This window comes from Stutzerimonas urumqiensis, assembly GCF_003640395.1.
In the GTDB taxonomy this organism is placed as follows: domain Bacteria; phylum Pseudomonadota; class Gammaproteobacteria; order Pseudomonadales; family Pseudomonadaceae; genus Stutzerimonas; species Stutzerimonas urumqiensis.
This window is the reverse complement of record NZ_RBZQ01000001.1, coordinates 524808-545062: the sequence shown is the minus strand read 5'-3', so window position 1 is coordinate 545062 and position 20255 is coordinate 524808. Positions and strand designations below refer to the sequence as shown.

General features: G+C 61.2%; 24 protein-coding genes and 1 tRNA gene. 7 read left to right on the top strand and 18 right to left on the bottom strand.

What is annotated here, in order from left to right; all coding sequences use genetic code 11:
* Positions 1 to 3: 3 nt before the first annotated feature.
* The 11 genes from ndk to trmJ form a co-directional block, all read right to left on the bottom strand.
* The gene (ndk, locus tag D7325_RS02805; protein ID WP_120993847.1) at positions 4 to 435 is read right to left on the bottom strand and encodes a nucleoside-diphosphate kinase; all 432 of its coding nucleotides are present in this window, start codon (positions 433 to 435) and stop codon (positions 4 to 6) included.
* 102 nt (positions 436 to 537) lie between these two features.
* Complete coding sequence (gene iscX, locus D7325_RS02800; protein ID WP_120993845.1) at positions 538 to 741, bottom strand: Fe-S cluster assembly protein IscX; 204 nt, start codon at positions 739 to 741, stop codon at positions 538 to 540.
* Entirely contained in the window at positions 741 to 1079 is a 339-nt protein-coding gene (gene fdx, locus D7325_RS02795; protein WP_120993843.1) for an ISC system 2Fe-2S type ferredoxin, read from the bottom strand. Before fdx ends, iscX begins: the two co-directional genes overlap by 1 nt.
* Positions 1080 to 1081: 2 nt before the next feature.
* The gene (gene hscA / locus D7325_RS02790) at positions 1082 to 2944 is read right to left on the bottom strand and encodes a Fe-S protein assembly chaperone HscA (RefSeq protein ID WP_120993841.1); all 1863 of its coding nucleotides are present in this window, start codon (positions 2942 to 2944) and stop codon (positions 1082 to 1084) included.
* Positions 2945 to 2967: 23 nt separating this feature from the next.
* Positions 2968 to 3489 carry a co-chaperone HscB gene (gene hscB, locus D7325_RS02785; RefSeq protein ID WP_120993840.1) on the bottom strand — a complete coding sequence of 174 codons (522 nt, stop codon included), beginning with the start codon at positions 3487 to 3489 and terminating at the stop codon, positions 2968 to 2970.
* 8 nt (positions 3490 to 3497) lie between these two features.
* Positions 3498 to 3821, bottom strand: a complete 324-nt coding sequence (gene iscA / locus D7325_RS02780) for an iron-sulfur cluster assembly protein IscA (protein WP_120993838.1) — start codon at positions 3819 to 3821, stop codon at positions 3498 to 3500.
* Between the two features lie 9 nt (positions 3822 to 3830).
* Positions 3831 to 4217, bottom strand: a complete 387-nt coding sequence (iscU, locus tag D7325_RS02775; RefSeq protein WP_120993836.1) for a Fe-S cluster assembly scaffold IscU — start codon at positions 4215 to 4217, stop codon at positions 3831 to 3833.
* Positions 4218 to 4262: 45 nt separating this feature from the next.
* The gene (locus D7325_RS02770) at positions 4263 to 5477 is read right to left on the bottom strand and encodes an IscS subfamily cysteine desulfurase (protein ID WP_120993834.1); all 1215 of its coding nucleotides are present in this window, start codon (positions 5475 to 5477) and stop codon (positions 4263 to 4265) included.
* 30 nt (positions 5478 to 5507) lie between these two features.
* Positions 5508 to 6002: a Fe-S cluster assembly transcriptional regulator IscR gene (gene iscR / locus D7325_RS02765; protein WP_120993832.1), complete on the bottom strand. Its 495-nt coding sequence runs from the start codon at positions 6000 to 6002 to the stop codon at positions 5508 to 5510.
* Between the two features lie 90 nt (positions 6003 to 6092).
* Complete coding sequence (cysE, locus tag D7325_RS02760; protein WP_120993830.1) at positions 6093 to 6899, bottom strand: serine O-acetyltransferase; 807 nt, start codon at positions 6897 to 6899, stop codon at positions 6093 to 6095.
* Complete coding sequence (gene trmJ, locus D7325_RS02755) at positions 6900 to 7673, bottom strand: tRNA (cytosine(32)/uridine(32)-2'-O)-methyltransferase TrmJ (protein ID WP_120994123.1); 774 nt, start codon at positions 7671 to 7673, stop codon at positions 6900 to 6902.
* A 143-nt stretch (positions 7674 to 7816) separates the two neighbouring features.
* On the opposite strand from trmJ, the gene suhB reads away from it, so the two are divergent.
* Entirely contained in the window at positions 7817 to 8632 is an 816-nt protein-coding gene (gene suhB, locus D7325_RS02750; protein ID WP_120993828.1) for a type III secretion system regulator SuhB, read from the top strand.
* Positions 8633 to 8689: 57 nt separating this feature from the next.
* Here suhB and secF read toward each other — a convergent pair whose 3' ends face one another.
* Genes secF through queA form a run of 5 tightly spaced genes read right to left on the bottom strand, consistent with a single transcriptional unit; the run spans position 8690 to position 14081 of the window.
* A complete protein-coding gene (gene secF, locus D7325_RS02745) occupies positions 8690 to 9598 on the bottom strand; it encodes a protein translocase subunit SecF (RefSeq protein WP_120993826.1) in 909 nt (302 codons plus the stop codon).
* Between the two features lie 9 nt (positions 9599 to 9607).
* Positions 9608 to 11476, bottom strand: a complete 1869-nt coding sequence (gene secD, locus D7325_RS02740) for a protein translocase subunit SecD (protein WP_120993824.1) — start codon at positions 11474 to 11476, stop codon at positions 9608 to 9610.
* 60 nt (positions 11477 to 11536) lie between these two features.
* Positions 11537 to 11872: a preprotein translocase subunit YajC gene (gene yajC, locus D7325_RS02735; RefSeq protein ID WP_120993822.1), complete on the bottom strand. Its 336-nt coding sequence runs from the start codon at positions 11870 to 11872 to the stop codon at positions 11537 to 11539.
* A gap of 29 nt (positions 11873 to 11901) precedes the next feature.
* The gene (gene tgt, locus D7325_RS02730) at positions 11902 to 13017 is read right to left on the bottom strand and encodes a tRNA guanosine(34) transglycosylase Tgt (RefSeq protein WP_162987990.1); all 1116 of its coding nucleotides are present in this window, start codon (positions 13015 to 13017) and stop codon (positions 11902 to 11904) included.
* A gap of 14 nt (positions 13018 to 13031) precedes the next feature.
* A complete protein-coding gene (gene queA, locus D7325_RS02725; protein WP_120993819.1) occupies positions 13032 to 14081 on the bottom strand; it encodes a tRNA preQ1(34) S-adenosylmethionine ribosyltransferase-isomerase QueA in 1050 nt (349 codons plus the stop codon).
* Positions 14082 to 14191: 110 nt separating this feature from the next.
* Between queA and D7325_RS02720 the strand changes: the two genes are divergently transcribed.
* The 3 genes from D7325_RS02720 to D7325_RS02710 all read left to right on the top strand — a co-directional run bounded on the left by D7325_RS02720 (position 14192) and on the right by D7325_RS02710 (position 15404).
* Positions 14192 to 14278: transfer RNA gene (locus D7325_RS02720), tRNA-Leu, on the top strand.
* Between the two features lie 309 nt (positions 14279 to 14587).
* Entirely contained in the window at positions 14588 to 14800 is a 213-nt protein-coding gene (locus tag D7325_RS02715) for a cold-shock protein (protein ID WP_003298189.1), read from the top strand.
* A 106-nt stretch (positions 14801 to 14906) separates the two neighbouring features.
* On the top strand, positions 14907 to 15404 hold the full coding sequence (locus D7325_RS02710) for an RDD family protein (RefSeq protein WP_120993817.1): 498 nt from the start codon (positions 14907 to 14909) through the stop codon (positions 15402 to 15404).
* A gap of 12 nt (positions 15405 to 15416) precedes the next feature.
* Here the strand turns inward: D7325_RS02710 and lptG are convergent, their stop codons facing one another.
* Together lptG and lptF are read right to left on the bottom strand one after the other, a co-directional pair.
* Entirely contained in the window at positions 15417 to 16478 is a 1062-nt protein-coding gene (gene lptG, locus D7325_RS02705) for an LPS export ABC transporter permease LptG (RefSeq protein WP_120993815.1), read from the bottom strand.
* On the bottom strand, positions 16471 to 17589 hold the full coding sequence (gene lptF, locus D7325_RS02700) for an LPS export ABC transporter permease LptF (RefSeq protein ID WP_120993813.1): 1119 nt from the start codon (positions 17587 to 17589) through the stop codon (positions 16471 to 16473). Before lptF ends, lptG begins: the two co-directional genes overlap by 8 nt.
* 283 nt (positions 17590 to 17872) lie before the next feature.
* On the opposite strand from lptF, the gene D7325_RS02695 reads away from it, so the two are divergent.
* The 3 genes from D7325_RS02695 to D7325_RS02685 are packed head-to-tail and all read left to right on the top strand — an operon-like array spanning position 17873 to position 20215.
* A complete protein-coding gene (locus D7325_RS02695; RefSeq protein ID WP_120993811.1) occupies positions 17873 to 19360 on the top strand; it encodes a leucyl aminopeptidase in 1488 nt (495 codons plus the stop codon).
* A gap of 50 nt (positions 19361 to 19410) precedes the next feature.
* Complete coding sequence (locus tag D7325_RS02690) at positions 19411 to 19833, top strand: DNA polymerase III subunit chi (RefSeq protein ID WP_120993808.1); 423 nt, start codon at positions 19411 to 19413, stop codon at positions 19831 to 19833.
* A 13-nt stretch (positions 19834 to 19846) separates the two neighbouring features.
* Positions 19847 to 20215: a DNA polymerase III subunit chi gene (locus D7325_RS02685; protein ID WP_120993806.1), complete on the top strand. Its 369-nt coding sequence runs from the start codon at positions 19847 to 19849 to the stop codon at positions 20213 to 20215.
* Positions 20216 to 20255: the final 40 nt, after the last annotated feature.

The window sequence follows — 20255 nt, the reverse complement described above, 5'->3', positions numbered from 1 at the left end:
TGATCAGCGAATGCGCGCGCACACTTCGGTGGCGGCGAAGAAGTAGGCGATCTCGCGTGCAGCTGACGCTTCGGAATCGGAACCGTGCACGGCGTTCTCGTCGATGGAAACCGCGAAATCGGCGCGAATCGTGCCAGCGTCGGCCTTCTTCGGATCGGTTGCGCCCATCAGCTGGCGGTTCTTGGCAATCGCATCCTCACCTTCCAGAACCTGCACGACCACCGGGCCCGAGGTCATGAAAGCAACCAGATCCTTGTAGAACGGACGCTCCTTGTGCTCGGCGTAAAAGCCACCGGCTTCCCGCTCGGACAGCTGAACCATCTTGGCGGCAACGACCCGCAGGCCCGCCTTTTCGAAGCGGGTGATGATTTCGCCGACGACATTCTTGGCAACGGCATCGGGCTTGATGATGGACAGGGTACGTTCGACAGCCATGTAGCGACTCCAAAAGTTGGGATTTGGCAAAAATTAAACCCGCGAATTATACGCGGGTCCTGGCGGTTGCATAAACTCCGATCGGGCAAAAGCCCCAAGACATCAGTCCATCTCTTCGATCCAGGCGGCCTGGATGGCCTCGAGTACCTTCTCGCCGCCGCGGGACGGATCGTCGGCGAACTCCGGCAACGCGATGATCCACCGATGCAACTCGACGAAATTCACATACCGCGGATCGACAGTCGAATGAGTGTCGGCGAGCGCCACCGCTATGTCCTGGACGTCGCCCCATTTGAGCCCTTGCATCAGTGCCCTTCCGAAACCTGGTTGATGGTATAGCGCGGTATTTCGATCACGAGGTCCGAATCGCTTACGACCGCCTGGCACGATAGACGTGACGTCGGCTCCAGCCCCCAGGCCTTGTCCAGCATGTCGTCTTCCAGCTCGTCCGAGGACTCGAGCGACTCGAAGCCTTCCCGAATCACGACGTGGCAGGTCGTGCAGGCGCAAGACTTTTCGCAGGCATGCTCGATATCGATGCCATGACGGAGCGCAGCATCGAGTACCGTCTCCCCCTCGTTGGCTTCCAGCACAGCGCCTTCCGGGCAGTGCTCGGCATGCGGGAGAAAAATAAGTTGCGGCATGTTCAATCCTCGATGTCGTTGACCCGCCGCCCGGACAAGGCGGCACTGACGGTCGCGTTCATGCGTCGCGCGGCGAACGCATCGGTAATCTGGGTGACCGTCTTGGCCTGCTGCTCGATCGCGATCGCATCCGAGCTATCGAGCAGCCCCCGCAGGCGATCGAGCTGATCTTCGATGGCTTCGCGCTCCTCCTGATCGAGGAGCCTATCCCCATCGGCAGCCAGCGCCGATTCGACCGCCTCGATCAGACGGCGAGCATCCACTTGCTGTTCACGCAAGGCTCGGGCGGACTTGTCCACGTCGGCGCTGCGGAAGGAATCCTCGAGCATGCGGGCAATCTCCGCGTCGGACAGCCCATAGGATGGCTTGACCTGAACGCTGGCCTGGACACCCGACGCGACTTCCCGAGCCGACACCTGCAACAGTCCATCGGCGTCGACCTGAAAGGTCACCCGAACCTTGGCCGCGCCGGCCACCATCGGCGGGATACCTCGCAGCTCGAAGCGCGCCAAGGATCGGCAATCGGCAACCAGCTCTCGTTCGCCCTGCAGGACATGGATCATGATCGCCGTCTGGCCATCTTTATAGGTGGTGAATTCCTGGGCGCGCGCGACCGGAATGGTGGTATTGCGGGGAATGACCTTTTCCATCAGACCACCCATCGTCTCCAATCCGAGCGAGAGCGGGATGACGTCGAGCAGCAGCAGCTCCTCGCCGTCGCGGTTATTACCCGCAAGCGTCTCGGCCTGAATCGCCGCACCGATGGCAACCACTTTATCCGGATCGATGTCAGTCAGCGGCTCGCGCCCGAACAACGAAGCCACTTGCTCGCGTACATGCGGGACGCGCGTCGAGCCCCCCACCATGACGACCGCCGAAATCTCTTGCGCGTCCACCTCGGCGTCACGCATCGCACGCCGGCAGGCTTTGAGACTGCGCGCGACGAACGGACCGATCAGCTCGTTGAGAACCTGTCGCGTCAGGCACCCTTGCCAGTCCCCGAAGCGAATCACGACCTCGGCATCACGACTCAACCGCTCCTTGGCGGCACAGGCTTGCTGCATCAACGTGCGCCACTGACCGGCGTCGAGCTGCTCACCAAGGCCTGCCTGGGCGGCTATCCAGCCGGCTACAGCGTGGTCGAAGTCATCCCCGCCAAGCGCGGTGTCACCACCCGTGGCCAGCACCTCGAAGACTCCCTTGGAGAGGCGCAGGATCGAAATATCGAACGTGCCACCGCCCAAGTCATAGATCGCCACGATTCCCTCGGCGCCGCGATCCAGCCCATAGGCGACGGCGGCGGCGGTGGGTTCGTTGAGCAACCGGAGAACGTTCAGCCCGGCGATCTGGGCCGCATCTTTGGTGGCCTGTCGCTGAGCATCGTCGAAGTAGGCCGGCACGGTGATGACCGCACCGACGAGCTCTCCGCCAAGCGTGGCCTCGGCCCGCTCGCGCAAGGTTCTAAGGATATCGGCGGAGACTTCGACCGGGCTCTTGGGGCCTTGAGCCGTCTCGATGAAGGGCATACCGGAATCGCCCGCGCTGAACCGATACGGAAGCTGCCCAGCCATGCGGGTAATGTCGCCCATGCCCCGGCCCATCAGCCGCTTCACCGACGTCATGGTATTAAACGGGTCTGCCGAAGCGGCGTCTTTGGCCGACGCGCCCACTTCCGTGCGCTCGGCGAGATAGCGGACCACCGAGGGTAGAATGACCGCCCCGGAGTCATCCGCCAGCGCTTCCGCCACGCCGCTTCGTACGGCCGCGACCAATGAGTTGGTTGTTCCGAGGTCGATGCCCACAGCCAATCTGCGCTGATGCGGTTTCGGGCTCTGTCCGGGCTCGGCTATCTGAAGTAATGCCATGTGAATACGCGTCAGCCGTTAGGTTAGTCGTCGAGGCGCTCTTCGAGCTGCCGCACCTGGGCCGCAAGCTTGTCGAGAAACTGCATGCGTCGAACCAGGCGCTCGGTATCAGGGCGCCTGGTCGTGTCGGCCCACGCCGATGAGAAGGCGTCGTGCAACTCGTTCTGGGCCTGGGTCAAGCGGGCCTTGAACGAGGCGATGCCGTCCATGTCCGCGCCATCCTGCAGTGCTTCGAGCTCCTCGCGCCATTGCAGCTGCTGAAACAGGAACTCGGTGTCCTGCACAGTCGCCTCGAGCGGCAACTCCGTACCATCGAGGCTCAGCAGGTAGCGTGCTCGACTGGTTGGATTGCGCAGCGTCTGGTACGCCTCGTTCAGGTCCGCGGAGCGCTCGACGGCCTCACGCTGGCGCTGGTCGCTTTCAGCCGCGAAGCGGTCAGGATGGGTCTCGCGCGCAAGCTCGCGATACTTCGTCGCCAACTGGTCACGGTCGAGCTCAAAGCTCGGCTGTAAATCGAACAGCGCGAAATAGCAGGGTTTACCCACGAGCGGCCTCAAATATTAAAGCTTTCGCCGCAACCGCACTCGCCGCGAACGTTCGGATTGTTGAACTTGAAACCTTCGTTCAGCCCTTCCCGTACGAAGTCGAGTTCAGTGCCATCGAGGTACACCAAGCTCTTCGGGTCGATGATGACCTTGACGCCATGGCTTTCGAAAACCATGTCCTCGCTAGCCGCCTCATCGACGAACTCGAGCACGTACGCCAGACCGGAACAGCCGGTCGTGCGCACACCGAGCCGAATGCCCTCACCCTTGCCGCGACCATCCAGCGAACGTCGGACATGCTGGGCCGCCGCGGGCGTCATGCTGATTGCCATGGTTCCTCCTCAGAGCAGGCCTTTCTTGGCGCGATAGTCGCGCACCGCCGCCTTGATGGCATCCTCGGCCAACACCGAGCAATGGATCTTCACCGGGGGCAGCGCCAGCTCTTCGGCGAGCTGGGTGTTCTTGATCGTCTCGGCTTCTTCGAGCGTCTTGCCCTTCATCCATTCGGTCGCCAGTGAGCTCGAGGCGATCGCCGAGCCGCAGCCGTAGGTCTTGAACTTGGCGTCTTCGATGATGCCCTGCTCGTTGACCTTGATCTGCAAGCGCATGACGTCGCCACACGCGGGCGCACCCACCATGCCGGTGCCGATGTCGGGGGCCTGCGCGTCGAACTTGCCGACGTTGCGCGGGTTTTCGTAGTGGTCAATGACCTTGTCGCTGTAAGCCATGATGCAATCCTCTTGAAACGGGCAGAAGTCGTGGCGACCGAACGGTCAGTGGGCCTGCCACTCGACCTTGGAAATATCGACGCCGTCCTTGTACATATCCCAGAGCGGCGACAGCTCACGCAGCTTGGTCACCGCCTCGCTGATCTTGCTCGCGGCATAATCGACTTCTTCCTCGGTCGTGAAGCGACCGAACGTGAAGCGGATGGAGCTGTGCGCGAGCTCGTCGTTTCGCCCAAGGGCCCGCAGGACATAGGACGGCTCGAGCGATGCCGACGTGCACGCCGAGCCGGACGAGACGGCGAGGTCCTTCAGCGCCATGATCAGCGACTCGCCCTCGACGTAGTTGAAGCTCAGGTTGAGGTTGTGCGGCACGCGCTGCGTCATGCTGCCATTGACGTAGAGCTCTTCCAGGTGCTCGACCTGCTTGTAGAAACGATCCCGCAGACGCTTGATACGCTCGTTCTCGCTCGCCATTTCCTGCTTGGCGAGATGGAACGCCTCACCCATGCCGACCAACTGATGAGTCGCCAGCGTGCCTGAGCGCATGCCGCGCTCGTGTCCACCGCCGTGCATCTGTGCCTCGAGCCTTACACGCGGCTTGCGACGTACATAGAGCGCTCCCACGCCCTTGGGTCCGTAAGCCTTGTGCGCAGAGAAGGACATCAGGTCGACCTTCATGCGTTCGAGGTCGATCTCGGTCTTGCCAGCCGATTGCGCGGCATCGACATGGAACAGGATCCCGCGGGCCCGGGTGATTTCACCGATGCCCGCAATATCATTGATGGTACCGATCTCGTTGTTCACATGCATGACCGACACGAGGATCGTGTCGTCACGCAATGCCGCCTCGACCATTGCCGGTGTGATGAGGCCGTCTTCGCCCGGCTCCAGGTAAGTCACCTCGAAGCCCTCGCGTTCGAGCTGGCGAGCGGTATCGAGAACCGCCTTGTGCTCGATCTTCGTGGTCACGATGTGCTTGCCCTTCGAGGCATAGAAATGCGCGACGCCTTTGAGGGCCAGGTTGTCGGACTCGGTAGCCCCCGAGGTCCAGACGATCTCTCGCGGATCGGCATTGACCAGATCGGCCACCTGATGCCGGGCATTCTCGACGGCTTCCTCGGCACGCCAGCCAAACAGGTGCGAGCGCGAGGCGGCATTACCGAAGTTGCCCTCCATGGTCAGGCATTCGATCATCTTCTGCGCCACGCGCGGGTCAACGGGCGTAGTCGCGGAGTAATCCAGGTAAATCGGCAATTGCATGGTTGTCTCCTTTATCAGGCGGCGTCCTGCTCACTCGATGGCGGACGCTTCGATTTTTTCAAGCGGGCGAACGGAAGCCCCTTTGGCGCGCCGTAGATCCTGGCGGAGGGCAACCTCCTGGACCTCCCGCCGCATGACCAGATCAGCGAGGCTGATGCTGCTCAAGAAGTCATGGATCTGCTCGCTCAGGTCGCACCATAAGTGGTGCGTGAGGCAGGTATCACCGGAATGACAGTCGCCCAACCCCTGGCACCGCGTCGCATCGACAGACTCGTTGACCGCATCGATCACTTGCGCGACCTGAATGCCTTTCATGTCACGCGAAAGCTGATAACCGCCGCCGGGCCCCCTTACGCTTGTTACAAGGCTGCCTCTGCGCAGCTTGGCGAAGAGTTGCTCGAGATAAGAGAGCGATATGCCCTGCCGCTCGGAGATATCCGCCAGCGACACCGGACCGTGCTGAGCATGCAGCGCAAGATCCAGCATTGCAGTGACGGCGTAACGGCCCTTGGTGGTAAGTCGCATCGGTTCGCACCAAAGCTGCTTTTAGATGGCGCGATTATGCTATTCCCGAGTAAATAGATCAACTATAAGCCCGATTAAAACAGTCAGGCTTTACTCACCCACCCGCGTCTGATCGACCGCCTCAGGACGAGCACTCGACGACTCACCTTTAACCTCGGCGAAATCCTCCTCACGCAGCGAAGGCAGCTCGTTGGCGCAGTAATCACTGCCGAGCGCCTTGAGCGCCGCGCACATCCCTTCGAGCCGCTCCTCGACCGCCTGGACATGATCCAGGAGCTGCCCTATCGCCCGCGCCACCGGGTCGGGCATGTCATGGCTGACGCCGTACGCATCGAACCCGATCTTTTCCGCGATGGCTTTTCTTCGGGCTTCCTGCTCATCATCGCTCTTGACGATTATTCGCCCCGGGATGCCGACTGCTGTGGCCTCGGCCGGTACCGCCTTGGTAACGACCGCATTGGAGCCGATCTTGGCGCCCGCCCCCACGGTGAACGGCCCCAGCACCTTGGCGCCTGCGCCCACAACGACGCCATCCTCCAAAGTCGGGTGGCGCTTACCCTTATTCCAACTGGTCCCGCCCAAGGTGACACCTTGGTAAAGCGTCACGTCGTCACCGATCTCGGCTGTTTCGCCGATGACGATTCCGAGGCCATGATCGATGAAAAAGCGTCGCCCGATCCTGGCGCCAGGGTGGATTTCGATACCCGTCAACCAGCGCCCCAGATTCGACAGCATCCTGGCCAGCCATTTGAGATCTCGCGACCAGAGCCAGTGAGCGATCCGGTGCAGCCAGATCGCATGAAGCCCGGGGTAGCAGGTCAAAACCTCGAACGCGTTCCGTGCTGCGGGATCACGGTGAAATACGCTCTGAATGTCTTCACGTATACGCGCGAGCATCTATGACTTCCCCTGCTTGTCCGAAGGACGCCCGACCGCCTTCTGGGTCTCGGTCAGGATGCCTCTGAGTATGTTCATTTCCAGCTTGCTCGGCGCCGCACGCCCATACAGGCGCCGAAGCCTTGCCATCAAGTGCCTCGGCTTTTCCGGGTTGAGAAACCCGATGTCGGTCAGGGTGTGCTCGAGGTGCTCGTAAAACCGCTCCAGCTCGTCCGCGGTTGCCAGCTGGGCATTGAGCATCGCCGTGGTCTCCAACTTTTCCCGCTTGGTCGGCTGCCCTTGGGCAGCGAGCCACGCCATGCGCACTTCGTAGACCAGCACCTGGACGGCCGCCGCCAGGTTGAGCGAGCCAAAGCTGGGATCCGACGGAATATGCACATGGAAATGGCAGCGCTGAAGTTCCTCATTAGTCAGCCCTGCATATTCGCGACCGAAGACGAGTGCGACTTCGCCACCCGCTTCGGCCTGCTGCAGCGTATGCGCAGCGCATTCGCGCGGATCAAGCAACGGCCAGGGAATTCGCCGGTCCCGCGCACTCGTACCCAACACCAGCGCACACCCGGCGATCGCCTCCTCGAGTGAATCGACGACGCGCGCCTGGTCGAGCAGGTCCTGCGCGCCGGACGCCCTGGCCACCGCCTCGGAGCTTGGAAAATCCTCTGGTTGCACCAACACCAACTGCCCGAGCCCCATGTTCTTCATGGCTCGAGCGGCGCCACCGATATTTCCCGGATGACTGGTGTTGACGAGGACCACCCGAATCTTGTCTAGCAAATCTGACGCCCACCGCGAAAAAATGGTTAGCAAGCTTACCCAACCCTTTTCGCACATGCCATCGCCGAGCGGTCGAGAGCATATGTGCTGCGGTTCAATCCTGTTAGAATTTCGCGCTTTCGTATCGACCAGGTATTTGCGTAATGCAGCCTATGCTGAATATCGCGCTGCGCGCTGCCCGTAGCGCAGGCGAGCTGATCATCCGTTCAACCGAGCGCCTTGACGCCATCGCCGTCAATGAGAAGGAAGCCAAGGACTACGTTTCCGAAGTGGATCGTGCGGCGGAGCAGACCATTATCAATGTCTTGCGCAAGGCCTATCCCAACCATGGAATCCTGGGAGAAGAAGGCGGCAGCCTTGCCGGTAGCGGTGAAGGCGCAGACTACGTATGGATCATCGATCCGCTCGATGGGACCACCAACTTTCTACGAGGCGTCCCCCATTACGCAGTGAGCATCGCCTGCAAATACAAGGGAAGGCTTGAGCACGCCGTGGTCGTCGACCCGATTCGTCAGGAAGAATTCACTGCCAGCCGAGGCCGCGGTGCGGCACTCAACGGACGCCGCATGCGCGTCAGCGCCCGTAAAAGCCTCGAGGGCGCCCTGCTCGGCACCGGCTTCCCGTTCCGCGATGGGCAACTGAACAATCTCGATAATTACCTGAACATGTTCCGTAGCCTCGTCGGACAGACCGCCGGCATTCGCCGCGCTGGCGCCGCGAGCCTGGATCTGGCTTACGTCGCGGCTGGCCGCTACGACGCATTCTGGGAATTCGGCCTTTCCGAGTGGGACATGGCGGCCGGAGCCTTGTTGATCCAGGAAGCCGGCGGATTGATCAGCGACTTCACCGGAGGCCACGAATTCCTCGAAAAAGGCCAGATCGTTGCCGGCAACACGAAATGCTTCAAAGCCGTACTCACTGCGATCCAGCCACACCTTGGACCGTCATTCAAAGCGTGACGGCAAGTCAACAAAAAACCCGCCGGTTGGCGGGTTTTTTGTTGTCGCGAGTTTTCCTCAGGGACGCTCATCCACCTCTTCAGTGACCGGTGGAATGAGGTCTTCACGGGTCAGCTTCAGCCAAATCAGGATCGGGCTGGCGATATAAACGGATGAATAGGTGCCGGCCAGCACACCCACGAACAGCGCTAACGAAAAGCCCCAGAGGTTTTCCCCGCCGAATACCATCAGCGCAAGGATCGCCAGTAGCGTCGAGATAGAGGTGGCCAGGGTCCGCAGCAGCGTCTGAGTCGTCGATATATTGATGTTCTCAATCAGATCGGCCTTGCGCAGCATGCGGAAGTTTTCGCGAATTCGGTCGAAGATCACGATCGTATCGTTCAACGAATAGCCAATGATGGCCAGGACGGCCGCCAGCACCGTGAGATCGAACGTCAGCTGGAAAAACGAAAAGACGCCCAGTGCGATGATCACGTCGTGGAACAGCGAGATCACAGCGCCAAACCCGAACTTCCACTGGAAGCGAAACGCCACGTAGACCAGGATGCCACCCAAAGCAAGAAGCATGCCCAATCCACCCTGGTCGCGCAGCTCCTCACCGACCGCAGGGCCGACGAATTCGACACGTTTGACCGTCGCGGCATTGCCGGCGTCTTCGGAATCCAGCGCCTCGGCTATACGAACCCCTAGCTGGGGATCGTCGCTCGGCATACGGACGAGCACGTCGGTCGTCGCGCCAAAGCTCTGAACGACCGCCTCCGGATAACCCTGCTCTGCCAGCCGTTCCCGCACTTCCTCGAGCTCGACGGGCGACTCGTAGCTAAGCTCGATCAGCGTACCGCCCGTGAAATCCAGGCCAAAGTTCAAGCCCTTGATGGCGAGGCTGCCAAGCGACAGGACCGTCAGGATAACCGTGCACGCAAACGCGATATTCCGGATACCCATGAAGTTGATGACTCGTTTCATGTCGTTACCTCAAATCCACAGCTTCTTGAGGTCGCGTCCGCCGAACAGCAGATTGACCATCGCGCGAGTCACGAATATCGCGGTGAACATCGACGTGAGAATCCCCACCGACAGGGTTACGGCGAAGCCTTTGATCGGCCCGGTCCCCATCGCGAACAGAATCCCCCCCACCAGCAATGTCGTCAGGTTGCCGTCCAGAATGGCGGAGAAGGCACGATCGAAGCCTTCATGGATTGATCGCTGGATGGAAAGACCATTGCTGATTTCCTCCCGTATACGCGAAAAGATCAGCACGTTGGCATCGACCGCCATACCCATGGTCAAGACAATGCCAGCGATACCTGGCAAGGTCAGCGTGGCACCCAGCGCCGACATGAGCGCGACGAGCATGATCAGGTTCAGCGACAGCGCCACAGTCGCCAGCACGCCGAAGAACTTGTAGATCGCGATCATGAAGATCGACACGAACAGGAAGCCCCACAGCGCCGCCTCGACACCGAGCTGGATATTCTCGGCCCCCAGGCTTGGCCCGATCGTGCGCTCTTCGGCGAAGTACATCGGCGCCGCCAATCCACCGGCACGCAGAAGCAGCGCCAATTCGGAAGACTCGCCTTGGCCATCGAGGCCGGTGATCCGGAACTGGCTGCCCAGCGGCGACTGAATGGTCGCCAGGCTGATGATCTTCTTCTCTTCCTCGAAGGTCTGGACCGGCACTTCCTTTTCGACCCCGTCGACCACCTGCCGAACATAGCGAGTCGTCGGGCGCTGCTCGATGAAGATCACTGCCATGCTACGCCCGACATTGTCACGGGTCGCACGGTTCATCAGGTCGCCGCCGTGACCATCCAGGCGGATGTTGACCTGCGGACGGCCATTCTCGTCATAACTCGCCTGGGCATCGGTGACCTGATCACCGGTGATGATCAGATTGCGCTCGAGCGGAACCGGCGGCCGGCCGGGCTCGCGGAATTCGAACAACTCCGTCGTGGCACGCGACGCGCCTGGCTCGGCGGCCAGACGAAACTCGAGGTTGGCAGTCTTGCCGAGGATGCGCTTGGCTTCGGCGGTGTCCTGCACGCCCGGAAGCTCCACGACGATGCGATTTGCCCCTTGGCGCTGCACCAACGGCTCGGCAACACCAAGTTCGTTCACCCGATTACGAACCGTGGTGAGGTTCTGCTTGATCGAATACTCGCGAATCTCCGCCAGCTTCGCTTCCGTCAGCTGTAGCTGGAGGACTTGCAGCCCATTGCGCTCTTGGGTCGTCAGCTGGAAATCGCTGAAATTCTCTCGAACGAGCGCTGCAGCCTCCTCCAACGCCTGCTCGCTATTGAAGCCCAGCTGGATGCCTGTTTCCTGCTTCGGAAGGGACCGATAGCGAACACGTTCCTTGCGCAGCAGGCTCTTTATTTCGCCTTCATAGACATTCAGCCGAGTCTCCACGGCCTTTTGCATATCGACTTCAAGCAGGAAATGAACGCCACCGGAAAGATCGAGACCGAGCTTCATCGGGGTCGCACCGATGCTGCGTAGCCATTCAGGGGTCGTAGGCGCCAGGTTGAGCGCGACGACGTACTCATCGCCCAGCGTCCGACGGACGATATCCTTGGCCGGCAACTGATCACCTGCACGCTCCAAACGAAGCAAGCCCCCTCTGCCCTGCTCCTGGAGCGAAACGGCCTTGACCGCGATCCCGGCCTCTTCGAGCGCCGTGCGCGCTTTTTCCAGCGCAGCCTGCTCGACATCGAACGCCGTGCTGGTGCCGGTGATCTGGATCGCGGGATCGTCCGGATACAGGTTCGGCACCGAATAAACGAAGGAGATCGCAAGTACCGCCAGGATCAGCAGGTACTTCCAAACGGGAAATCTATTGAGCATCAGATGGCCCACTTAAGACGCGGGGCGCCTTGCGCGCCCCGTCTGGTTTGATGAGTTGGCTCAAATCGCTTTCAAGGTGCCCTTCGGGAGCGTGGCGGCGATAGCGACTTTCTGAATCTTCAACTCGACGGTGTCGGACACTTCGATGACCACGAAATCATCGGCAACCTTGACTACCTTGCCGGCGATACCGCCTGAGGTCACCACTTCATCACCCTTCTGCAGCCCGCCTATGAGGTTCTTATGTTCCTTGGCGCGCTTTGCCTGGGGACGCCAGATCATCAGATAGAAAATGACCAGAAAACCGATCAGAAAAACCCATTCGAAACCGGTTCCGGCCGGTCCGGCCGCCGGTGCAGCCTCTTGCGCATAGGCAGCGGGAATCAAAAAGCTCATGCAACACTCCTGTCAGCAGATCAGATTTATTAGGTCAACGGCGGCGTCGGCAGACCCAGCCGTCTATAGAAGGAATCGACGAAGGCCGCCAATTTACCCTGTTGAATAGCCTCGCGCAAACCAGCCATCAGACGCTGATAATGTCGCAAGTTATGTATCGTATTGAGCATGCTTCCGAGCATTTCGCCGCATTTATCCAGATGATGCAGATAAGCGCGTGAAAAGTTCCTGCAGGTGTAGCAATCGCATGCTGGATCCAGGGGAGATTCGTCGCGCTTGTGCGATGCATTGCGTATCTTCACGACGCCGGTCTCGGTGAATAGATGACCGTTACGCCCGTTACGGGTAGGCATGACGCAGTCGAACATGTCGACACCTCGCCGCACGCCCTCGACCAAGTCCTCGGGCTTGCCTACCCCCATCAGATAGCGCGGCTTGTCGGCCGGCATCCGGGACGGGAGGAAATCCAGCACGCGGAGCATTTCCGACTTCGGCTCGCCGACCGACAGCCCGCCGATGGCGAGTCCGTCGAAACCGATCTCGCACAAACCCTCGAGCGAGCGCATACGCAGCGATTCATGCATCCCCCCTTGAACGATACCGAATAGCGCCGCACTGCTTTCGTCATGCGCGACCTTCGAGCGAAGTGCCCATCGCAGGGACAGCTCCATCGAGCGTCGGGCGACGTCCTCGTCGGCAGGATAGGGCGTGCATTCATCGAAGATCATCACGATATCGGAGCCCAGGTCACGCTGGACCTGCATGGACTCCTCCGGCCCCATGAACACCTTGGCCCCGTCCACTGGCGATGCGAAGTACACGCCCTCTTCCTTGATCTTGCGCATGGCGCCGAGACTGAATACCTGGAAGCCACCGGAGTCCGTGAGGATTGGCCCTTTCCATTGCATGAAGTCATGCAGATCGCCATGTTGCCGGATAACCTCGGTGCCGGGCCTTAGCCACAAATGGAAGGTGTTGCCGAGGATGATTTGCGCGCCGATGGCCTCGATGTCGCGCGGCAGCATCCCCTTTACCGTGCCGTACGTGCCCACCGGCATGAAGGCCGGCGTATCGACGACTCCACGCGGAAAGGTCAGGCGTCCGCGCCGAGCCCGGCCCTCGGAGGCGATGACTTCGAACGACATGCGGCAACTGCGACTCATGAAGAAACCTCTGGCCCGCATGCAGCGGGATTACGCGTAATGAACATGGCGTCGCCATAGCTGAAAAAGCGGTACTGCTGTTCGACAGCCGCGCGATATGCCCGCATGGTTTCGCAATGGCCGGCAAAGGCCGACACCAGCATCAGCAAGGTCGATTCGGGCAGATGAAAATTCGTGACCAAGGCATCCACGACATGAAAAGGCCGGCCCGGGTAGATGAAGATGTCGGTATCCCCACTGAATGCCCGAAGCGTGCCGCTGCTGGCGGCGGTCTCGAGCGAACGGACGCTGGTCGTACCCACCGCGATCACCCGCCCACCCCGCGCCCTGCAAGCGGCAACCGCATCCACGACATCCTGGCCCACCTCGAGCCATTCGCTGTGCATGTGGTGATCCTCGATGCGATCGACGCGCACCGGCTGGAACGTGCCCGCACCGACATGCAGGGTCACGAAAGCGGTCGCCACCCCTTGCTGACGAAGCTGTTCAAGCAGCTTCTCGTCGAAATGCAAGCCAGCAGTCGGAGCGGCCACGGCACCTGCGCGCTGTGCATAGACGGTCTGGTACCGCTCGCGATCGGATGATTCATCCGGCCTATCAATATAAGGAGGCAGGGGCATGTGCCCGGCACGTTCCAGCAAAGGCAGCACCGGCTCACTGAACTCGAGTTCGAAGAGGGCGCCTTGTCGGGCGATCATTCGCGCCTCGCATCCCTCCTCGAAAAGAAGCCGGCTACCCACTTTGGGAGATTTGCTGCTACGAACGTGAGCCAGAACGCGCCGCTCATCCAGCAGGCGCTCGACCAGCATCTCAATTCGCCCCCCGCTCTCCTTGTGGCCATGCAATCGAGCAGGGATGACGCGGGTATCGTTGAAAACCATGAGATCGCCCGGCCGAAGGAAGCTCGGCAAGTCAGCGAACTGACGGTGCGCCAGCTCACCGCTCGGGCCATCCAGAACCAACAGGCGGCTCGCGCTTCGCTCCGCCAACGGATGGCGAGCGATAAGCGAATCGGGAAGGTCGAACCAGAAATCGGAAACTTGCATCGATCATAGGCTGTAGCGGCGGGTCGACGAGCTTAGCCTAAAGATGTCATTTCGGCCACGTCAGTGCATTGACCACAACCAAGCGCATCCCTATACTTCGCGCCCACCGTGCCTCGGTGGCGGAATCGGTAGACGCGGCGGATTCAAAATCCGTTTCTGGCGACAGAGTGAGAGTTCGAGTCTCTCCCGAGGCACCACTTCAGCCTTCTATTCATGAAGGCTCCCCAGCAGGATCAGCTGGCGCATCATTCTGGTCCACTCCTGCAATGGCTCGTACGAGAAAGCGTCTCTCACCTTCTCTCGATCGAAGAAGGGTTGGCAAATCTCCAAGAGTTAGCGTAGAGTGTGCCTCACTGTTTGCATGGGTCGCTGTTGAATCGTGACCTGGTGCAGTAGATCCTACGATCCGCTACATCCCGCTCGACTTCTCTTACTCTCTGCAACAGTTCTCAGCAATCCTCGTACCGGGGAGGCTGTCATCAACTTTAGTTCCAAGGAAATAAGATATGTCGAATCGTCAGAACGGCACCGTCAAGTGGTTTAACGACGAGAAAGGTTTTGGTTTCATCACTCCTGAGAGCGGTCCGGATCTGTTCGTGCACTTCCGCGCGATCGAAGGCAACGGCTTCAAGAGCCTGAAAGAAGGCCAGAAAGTCAGCTTCGTCGCTGTGCAAGGTCAAAAGGGCATGCAGGCTGACCAGGTACAAATCCTGGGCTAAGCATTACTGCTACCTGCGCTCTGAAAGCCCCTGATGGCAACATCAGGGGCTTTTTATTGCCTGCGTTTCGGTAGAATTGCGCCTCCTTTGCTACGAGCAGGCTTCAATGCCGACGCACTTTCTACAGCCTCAGGGCCAGTTCCCGGTTGCAGGCCTGGCCAAGCGCCTGGCCGCATTCTTCTACGACCTTCTGCTATCCATTGCCCTGATGATGGTCGTCACGTTGGTCTACCAGCAGGTCGCACTTCGATTGATCTATGGAAGCGAGGGTCTGCAGGCGCTTGCCGAGAGTGGTGGCCTGGATATCGACCCTTTGCTGTCGACCATCCTGTTCATCAGCCTTTTCGCCTTCTTCGCGAAATTCTGGACCCACAACGGCCAAACGCTGGGCATGCAAGTGTGGGGAATCCGCGTGCAAAACAAAGACGGCAGCGCAATCGATCTCTGGCAGGCGCTGCTCAGGTTCCTCATCGCGATACCTTCCTGGCTTTGCGTCGGCATCGGCGTTCTGTGGATGCTCAAGGACAAGCAACGGCGGACCTGGTCGGACATCTACTCCGAGAGCCAGGTCGTGCAGCTGCCCAAGGGCGCCCATCGCAAGTAGCCATGTAGCGATCTAACCGGCACGCCGCAGCAGCAGAACACCTAGGAGCGCACAAAGCGCCGCCGGCAAAGCGACCGCCAGCAACGGTGAGAAGCCATAGACCTGACTGGCTGGGCCCAGCAGATCCTGCGCGATACGGAAGACGAACCCGACGACCACACCCGTAAAAATACGCTGCCCCAACGTTACTGAACGCAGCGGGCCGAAGACGAACGAGATCGCCAGCAGCACGAGCGAGACAGTGACCAGCGGCTGAAGCACCTTCGTCCAGAAGGCCAGACGGTAACGGTTGTTATTGAGCCCCTGCTCATCGAGGTAGCCGATATAGCGCCAGAGCCCGGTGAAGGACAGGGCCTCGGGCTCCTGAGCGACCGTGCCCAGCAACTGCGGGGTCAGCTCGACATCCCAAGGCTGACGGTCTGCTCGCTCAACATCGGTGTGATCACTGAGAAACGCTGTGGTTTGGACATCGAGCAATTGCCAAGTGCCATTTTCGTAGATCGCGCGCCTTGCGAAGCTCGCCGAATCCAGCTGGCGATCGTCGCCGAATCGGTAGCGCGTGACGCCGAGGAGCATGCCGCCGGGCTGGACCGAGTTGATGTGAATGAACTCATCGCCCTGCCGGTGCCAGACGCCATGCTTGCTGCTTTGCGCCTCGCCGCCGCCCTGCGCCAAGGAGCGCCTGGCCTGCGCGACGTCTTCCGACCGTGGCGCGACGTACTCACCGATCACCAGGCCAATCAGCAGCAGCACCAGCAATGGCTTCATGACCGCCCAAACGATGCGCCCCAGCGATACGCCAGCGGCCCGAATGATCGTCAGTTCGCTGTTGCTGGCAAGCGCACCGAGGCCGATCAGGCAACCGATCAGCGCGCTCATGGGCAACACTTCATAGAGACGACGGGGGCTGGTGAGCAGAACGAACGTCAGCGCATCGAGCGCTCCGTAGCCCCCCTCGACATCACCCAACTCATCGATGAAGGCAAACAACAGTGCCAACCCGACGATGATGCCGAGAACACTGACGATGGAAATGAAAACGGAACGGCCGATGTACCAGTCCAGCTTACGCATGGGCGGACCCTCCGGTCGTAGCACGACGGCGCCACCAACGCAGCGACAGCGGCTCCCATGCCATCAGCAGCAGGCCAATTGCGAGGAACACCGCGTGCACCCACCACATGCCGAGTGCGCCCGGAATATCGCCCTTGTCCACGGCACTGCGCGTTGCGATCAGAAGTGCGAGGTAGGTCATATACAACAGGATGGCCGGCAATAATTTGAGGAAGCGCCCCTGGCGGGGATTGACCTTGGCGAGCGGTACCGCAAGCACCGTGACGACGAATACCAGCAACGGCAACGACAAGCGCCACTGAAGTTCCGATTGCAGTCGGGAGTTGTCGCTCCCCCAAAGCTGGGCGGTCGGGATGGCCTCCCGCTCGCTGACTTCCAGGCTCACTTCGGGCTTGGGCAAGAGGATGCCGTAGGTATCGAACCGAATCTCCCGGTAATCCGCCTGCCCCGGATTGCCGTCGTACCGATATCCATCTTCCAGAATCAGATAGCGGCTGCCATCGGGACGGATTTCCTGGCGGCCGGTTTCGGCAACAAGTACCGAAACACCCTTGGCAGCCTTGCCCGCCACCGTGGTCTCGGAGATGAACACGCCGCCCAGCTCGGTACGATCCTCGGACAGCTCCTGCGCATAGGTGACGCGCGTGCCGTCGCGCAGGGTCTGGAAGCGGCCGGGCGCCAGGGTATCGAGTTCCGTGAGCGAATCCTGCTCGTTGAGGATGCGCGCGACGGCCGAAACGCCCTGCGGCGCAAGCCCTAGGCTCAACCACCCGACGATCAGCGCCACCAGCGCGGCGGGTGCCAGCGTATAGACCAGTAGCCGGCGCTGGCTCATGCCGGTCGCCGACAGCACGGTCATCTCGCTATCGAGGTACAAACGGCCGTATGCCAGGAGAATGCCGAGAAAGAGCCCCAGCGGCAGGATCAGCTGCAGAAAGCCTGGCAGACGAAACCCCATGATGAGGAACAGGACACCCGGATCGAGCACGCCCTGCGCGGCCTGAGCCAGGTACTTGATGAAACGGCCGCTCATGATGATGACCAGCAGTACGGCGCTCACGGCGCTCAGCGTGATCAGCAATTCACGGGATAGATAGCGGAAGACGATCAAACCGGAACTCCAGGGTTGTCAGGCTCTGGCGGCAGCGCTCAAACTAGCCGCCAAGCAGCCGGCCCGCGTCGCCACGGGTCGTCGATACCCAGCCACAGGCCGGGATGGCGCGGTGCATCGATAGCAGGTGCAACGGGAAGGCCCGGCGGTATGAACCTTCTTCGCACGCTGTCGCATCGGATGCAGTACCGCCTGTTCGACGACCCCGGCGAAGACGAGCCACCGGAAAAAGTGGCCGGCATTATCCTGCAAACCCGACTCTTTGTCTTGGGGACTCCTGCCAATGGAATTCGTTGTCAAAAGTGCCAAACCCGCCACGCTGAAAACCGCCACCCTGATCGCAACCGTCTTCGAAGAGGGCCGACTCGGCGCTGCGGCGCAGGCGATCGACCTGGCAACCGGCGGCGCCATCGCTCAGGCATTCAAGCGTGGCGACCTGACCGGCAAGCCAGGCCAGGTGCTCGTTCTGCACAACCCGGCCAACCTGAAGGCCGAGCGCCTGCTGCTGGTGGGACTTGGCAAGGATGAGGAGATCGAGCCCCGCCAGTGGCGCAAGGTCGCTTCAGCCATCGGTGGCGCGCTGCGCAATCTCGGCGGCAGCGATGCGACCGTTGCCCTCCAGGACGTCCAGGTCAAGGGACGCGACCTTTACGCCACCACGCGGATGCTCGTCGAAACCCTGGCTGACGGCCATTACGTCTTCGATCGCTTCAAGAGCAAGAAAGCCGACCCCAGGGCGCTGAAGAAGATCACTCTGGTCTGCGACAAGGCACAGAGCGGCGACGCCGAGCGCGCGGCCATCCAGGGCGCAGCGATCGCCTCCGGCATGGCACTGACCCGCGATCTGGGCAACATGCCGCCCAATGTCTGCCAGCCGACCTACATGGCCGAGCAGGCTCGTCAGCTCGCCAAGGGCTACAAGGGCCTGAAAGTCGAGGTACTCGACGAGAACAAGCTGCGCGAGCTCGGCGCCGGCGCCTTCCTGGCGGTCGCACAGGGTAGCGACCAGCCACCGCGCATGGTCGTGCTGCAATACAACGGCGGCCCGAAGGGCGCCAAGCCGCATGTCCTGGTCGGCAAGGGCATCACCTTCGACACCGGCGGCATCAGCATCAAGCCGGCAGCAAACATGGATGAAATGAAGTACGACATGTGCGGCGCGGCGAGCGTGCTCGGCACCTTCCGCGCCGTGCTCGACATGCAGCTGCCGATCAACCTGGTCGGCCTGCTGGCCTGCGCGGAGAACATGCCGAGCGGCCATGCGACACGGCCTGGCGACATCGTCACGACCATGAGCGGGCAGACCGTCGAGATCCTCAATACCGATGCCGAAGGCCGGCTCGTGCTATGCGACACGCTGACCTATGCCGAGCGCTTCAAACCCGAGTCGGTGATCGACATCGCGACGCTGACCGGCGCCTGCATCGTCGCGCTTGGCAGCAACACCTCTGGCCTGATGGGCAACGACCAGGCGCTTGCTGATGCCCTGCTCGATGCTGGCACGCGCGCGGACGATCGTGCCTGGCAGTTGCCGCTGTTCGAGGAATACCAGGAACAGCTCGACAGCCCCTTCGCCGACATCGCCAACATCGGCGGGCCGAAGGCCGGCACCATCACCGCCGCCTGCTTCCTGTCACGCTTCACCAAGAGCTATCGCTGGGCGCACCTGGACATCGCCGGCACGGCCTGGATCAGCGGCGGCAAGGAGAAAGGCGCGACCGGCCGCCCGGTCCCGCTGCTCACCCAGTACCTGCTCGATCAGGTTCGCTGACCTTTCTCTGGCGGGGCTTGTCCCCGCATTGCCTCGCCAATCGGTCATCCATGCCACGCATCGAGTTTTACGTCCTACCCTCCTCCACTGACGAAGGCCGGCTGCGGGCGGCCTGCCAACTGGCTGCCAAGGCCTGGCGCCAGGGGCTTGGCGTCTTCCTGCGCGGCGAGCACGACGACCAGTGCGCCGAGCTCGACGAGCTGCTCTGGCGCTTCAAGGCCGAAAGCTTCGTTCCGCACGCTCGCCTGACCGATGACGACACCGCGCCCGTGCTGATCGGCAGCGACACACCGCCAGCTGGATTCGGCAGCGGCCTGCTGATCAACCTCAACACCCGTCTGCCGATGGACATCGACCGCTACAGCCGCGTCATCGAGATCGTCAACCAGTCCCCCGCCCTGCTCGCAGCCTGCCGGGAGAACTTCCGCCAGTACCGCCAACGCGGCTATGATCCGCAACGGGTCGAATTGTGAAGCCGGTCACGTAATGTCCTCGAATACGCCAAACCGCCCAGACCAGTGGCTGGATGATCTCGAAGCCATCCGGTCGCTCCTCGGCAGCGAAACGACCGCGGAGCCGATCGATCCGGATGCCATTCCCGTGCTGGAAGACATCGTCGAACCCGGCCGTCCCCTTCAACCGCCGTCGCAGCCGCCGTCGCAGTTGCCGTCGCAATCGCTCGCGGATGCCGTATCGCCGCGCAGCCGCACCGACCGCCAGCTCGACAGCGAAATCCGTGCCGCCGCCGAATTGATCCTGCAGGACGTCATCGACGATTTCGTGCCGCAGATCGAGGCGGAACTGAAACGTCGCCTGCAACGCCTGCTCAAACAGTCGCGCCCCGACCTGTTCTGAGTCAGTTGGCGTGCCCACGCCAGCCTTCGCCCCTCGCGCC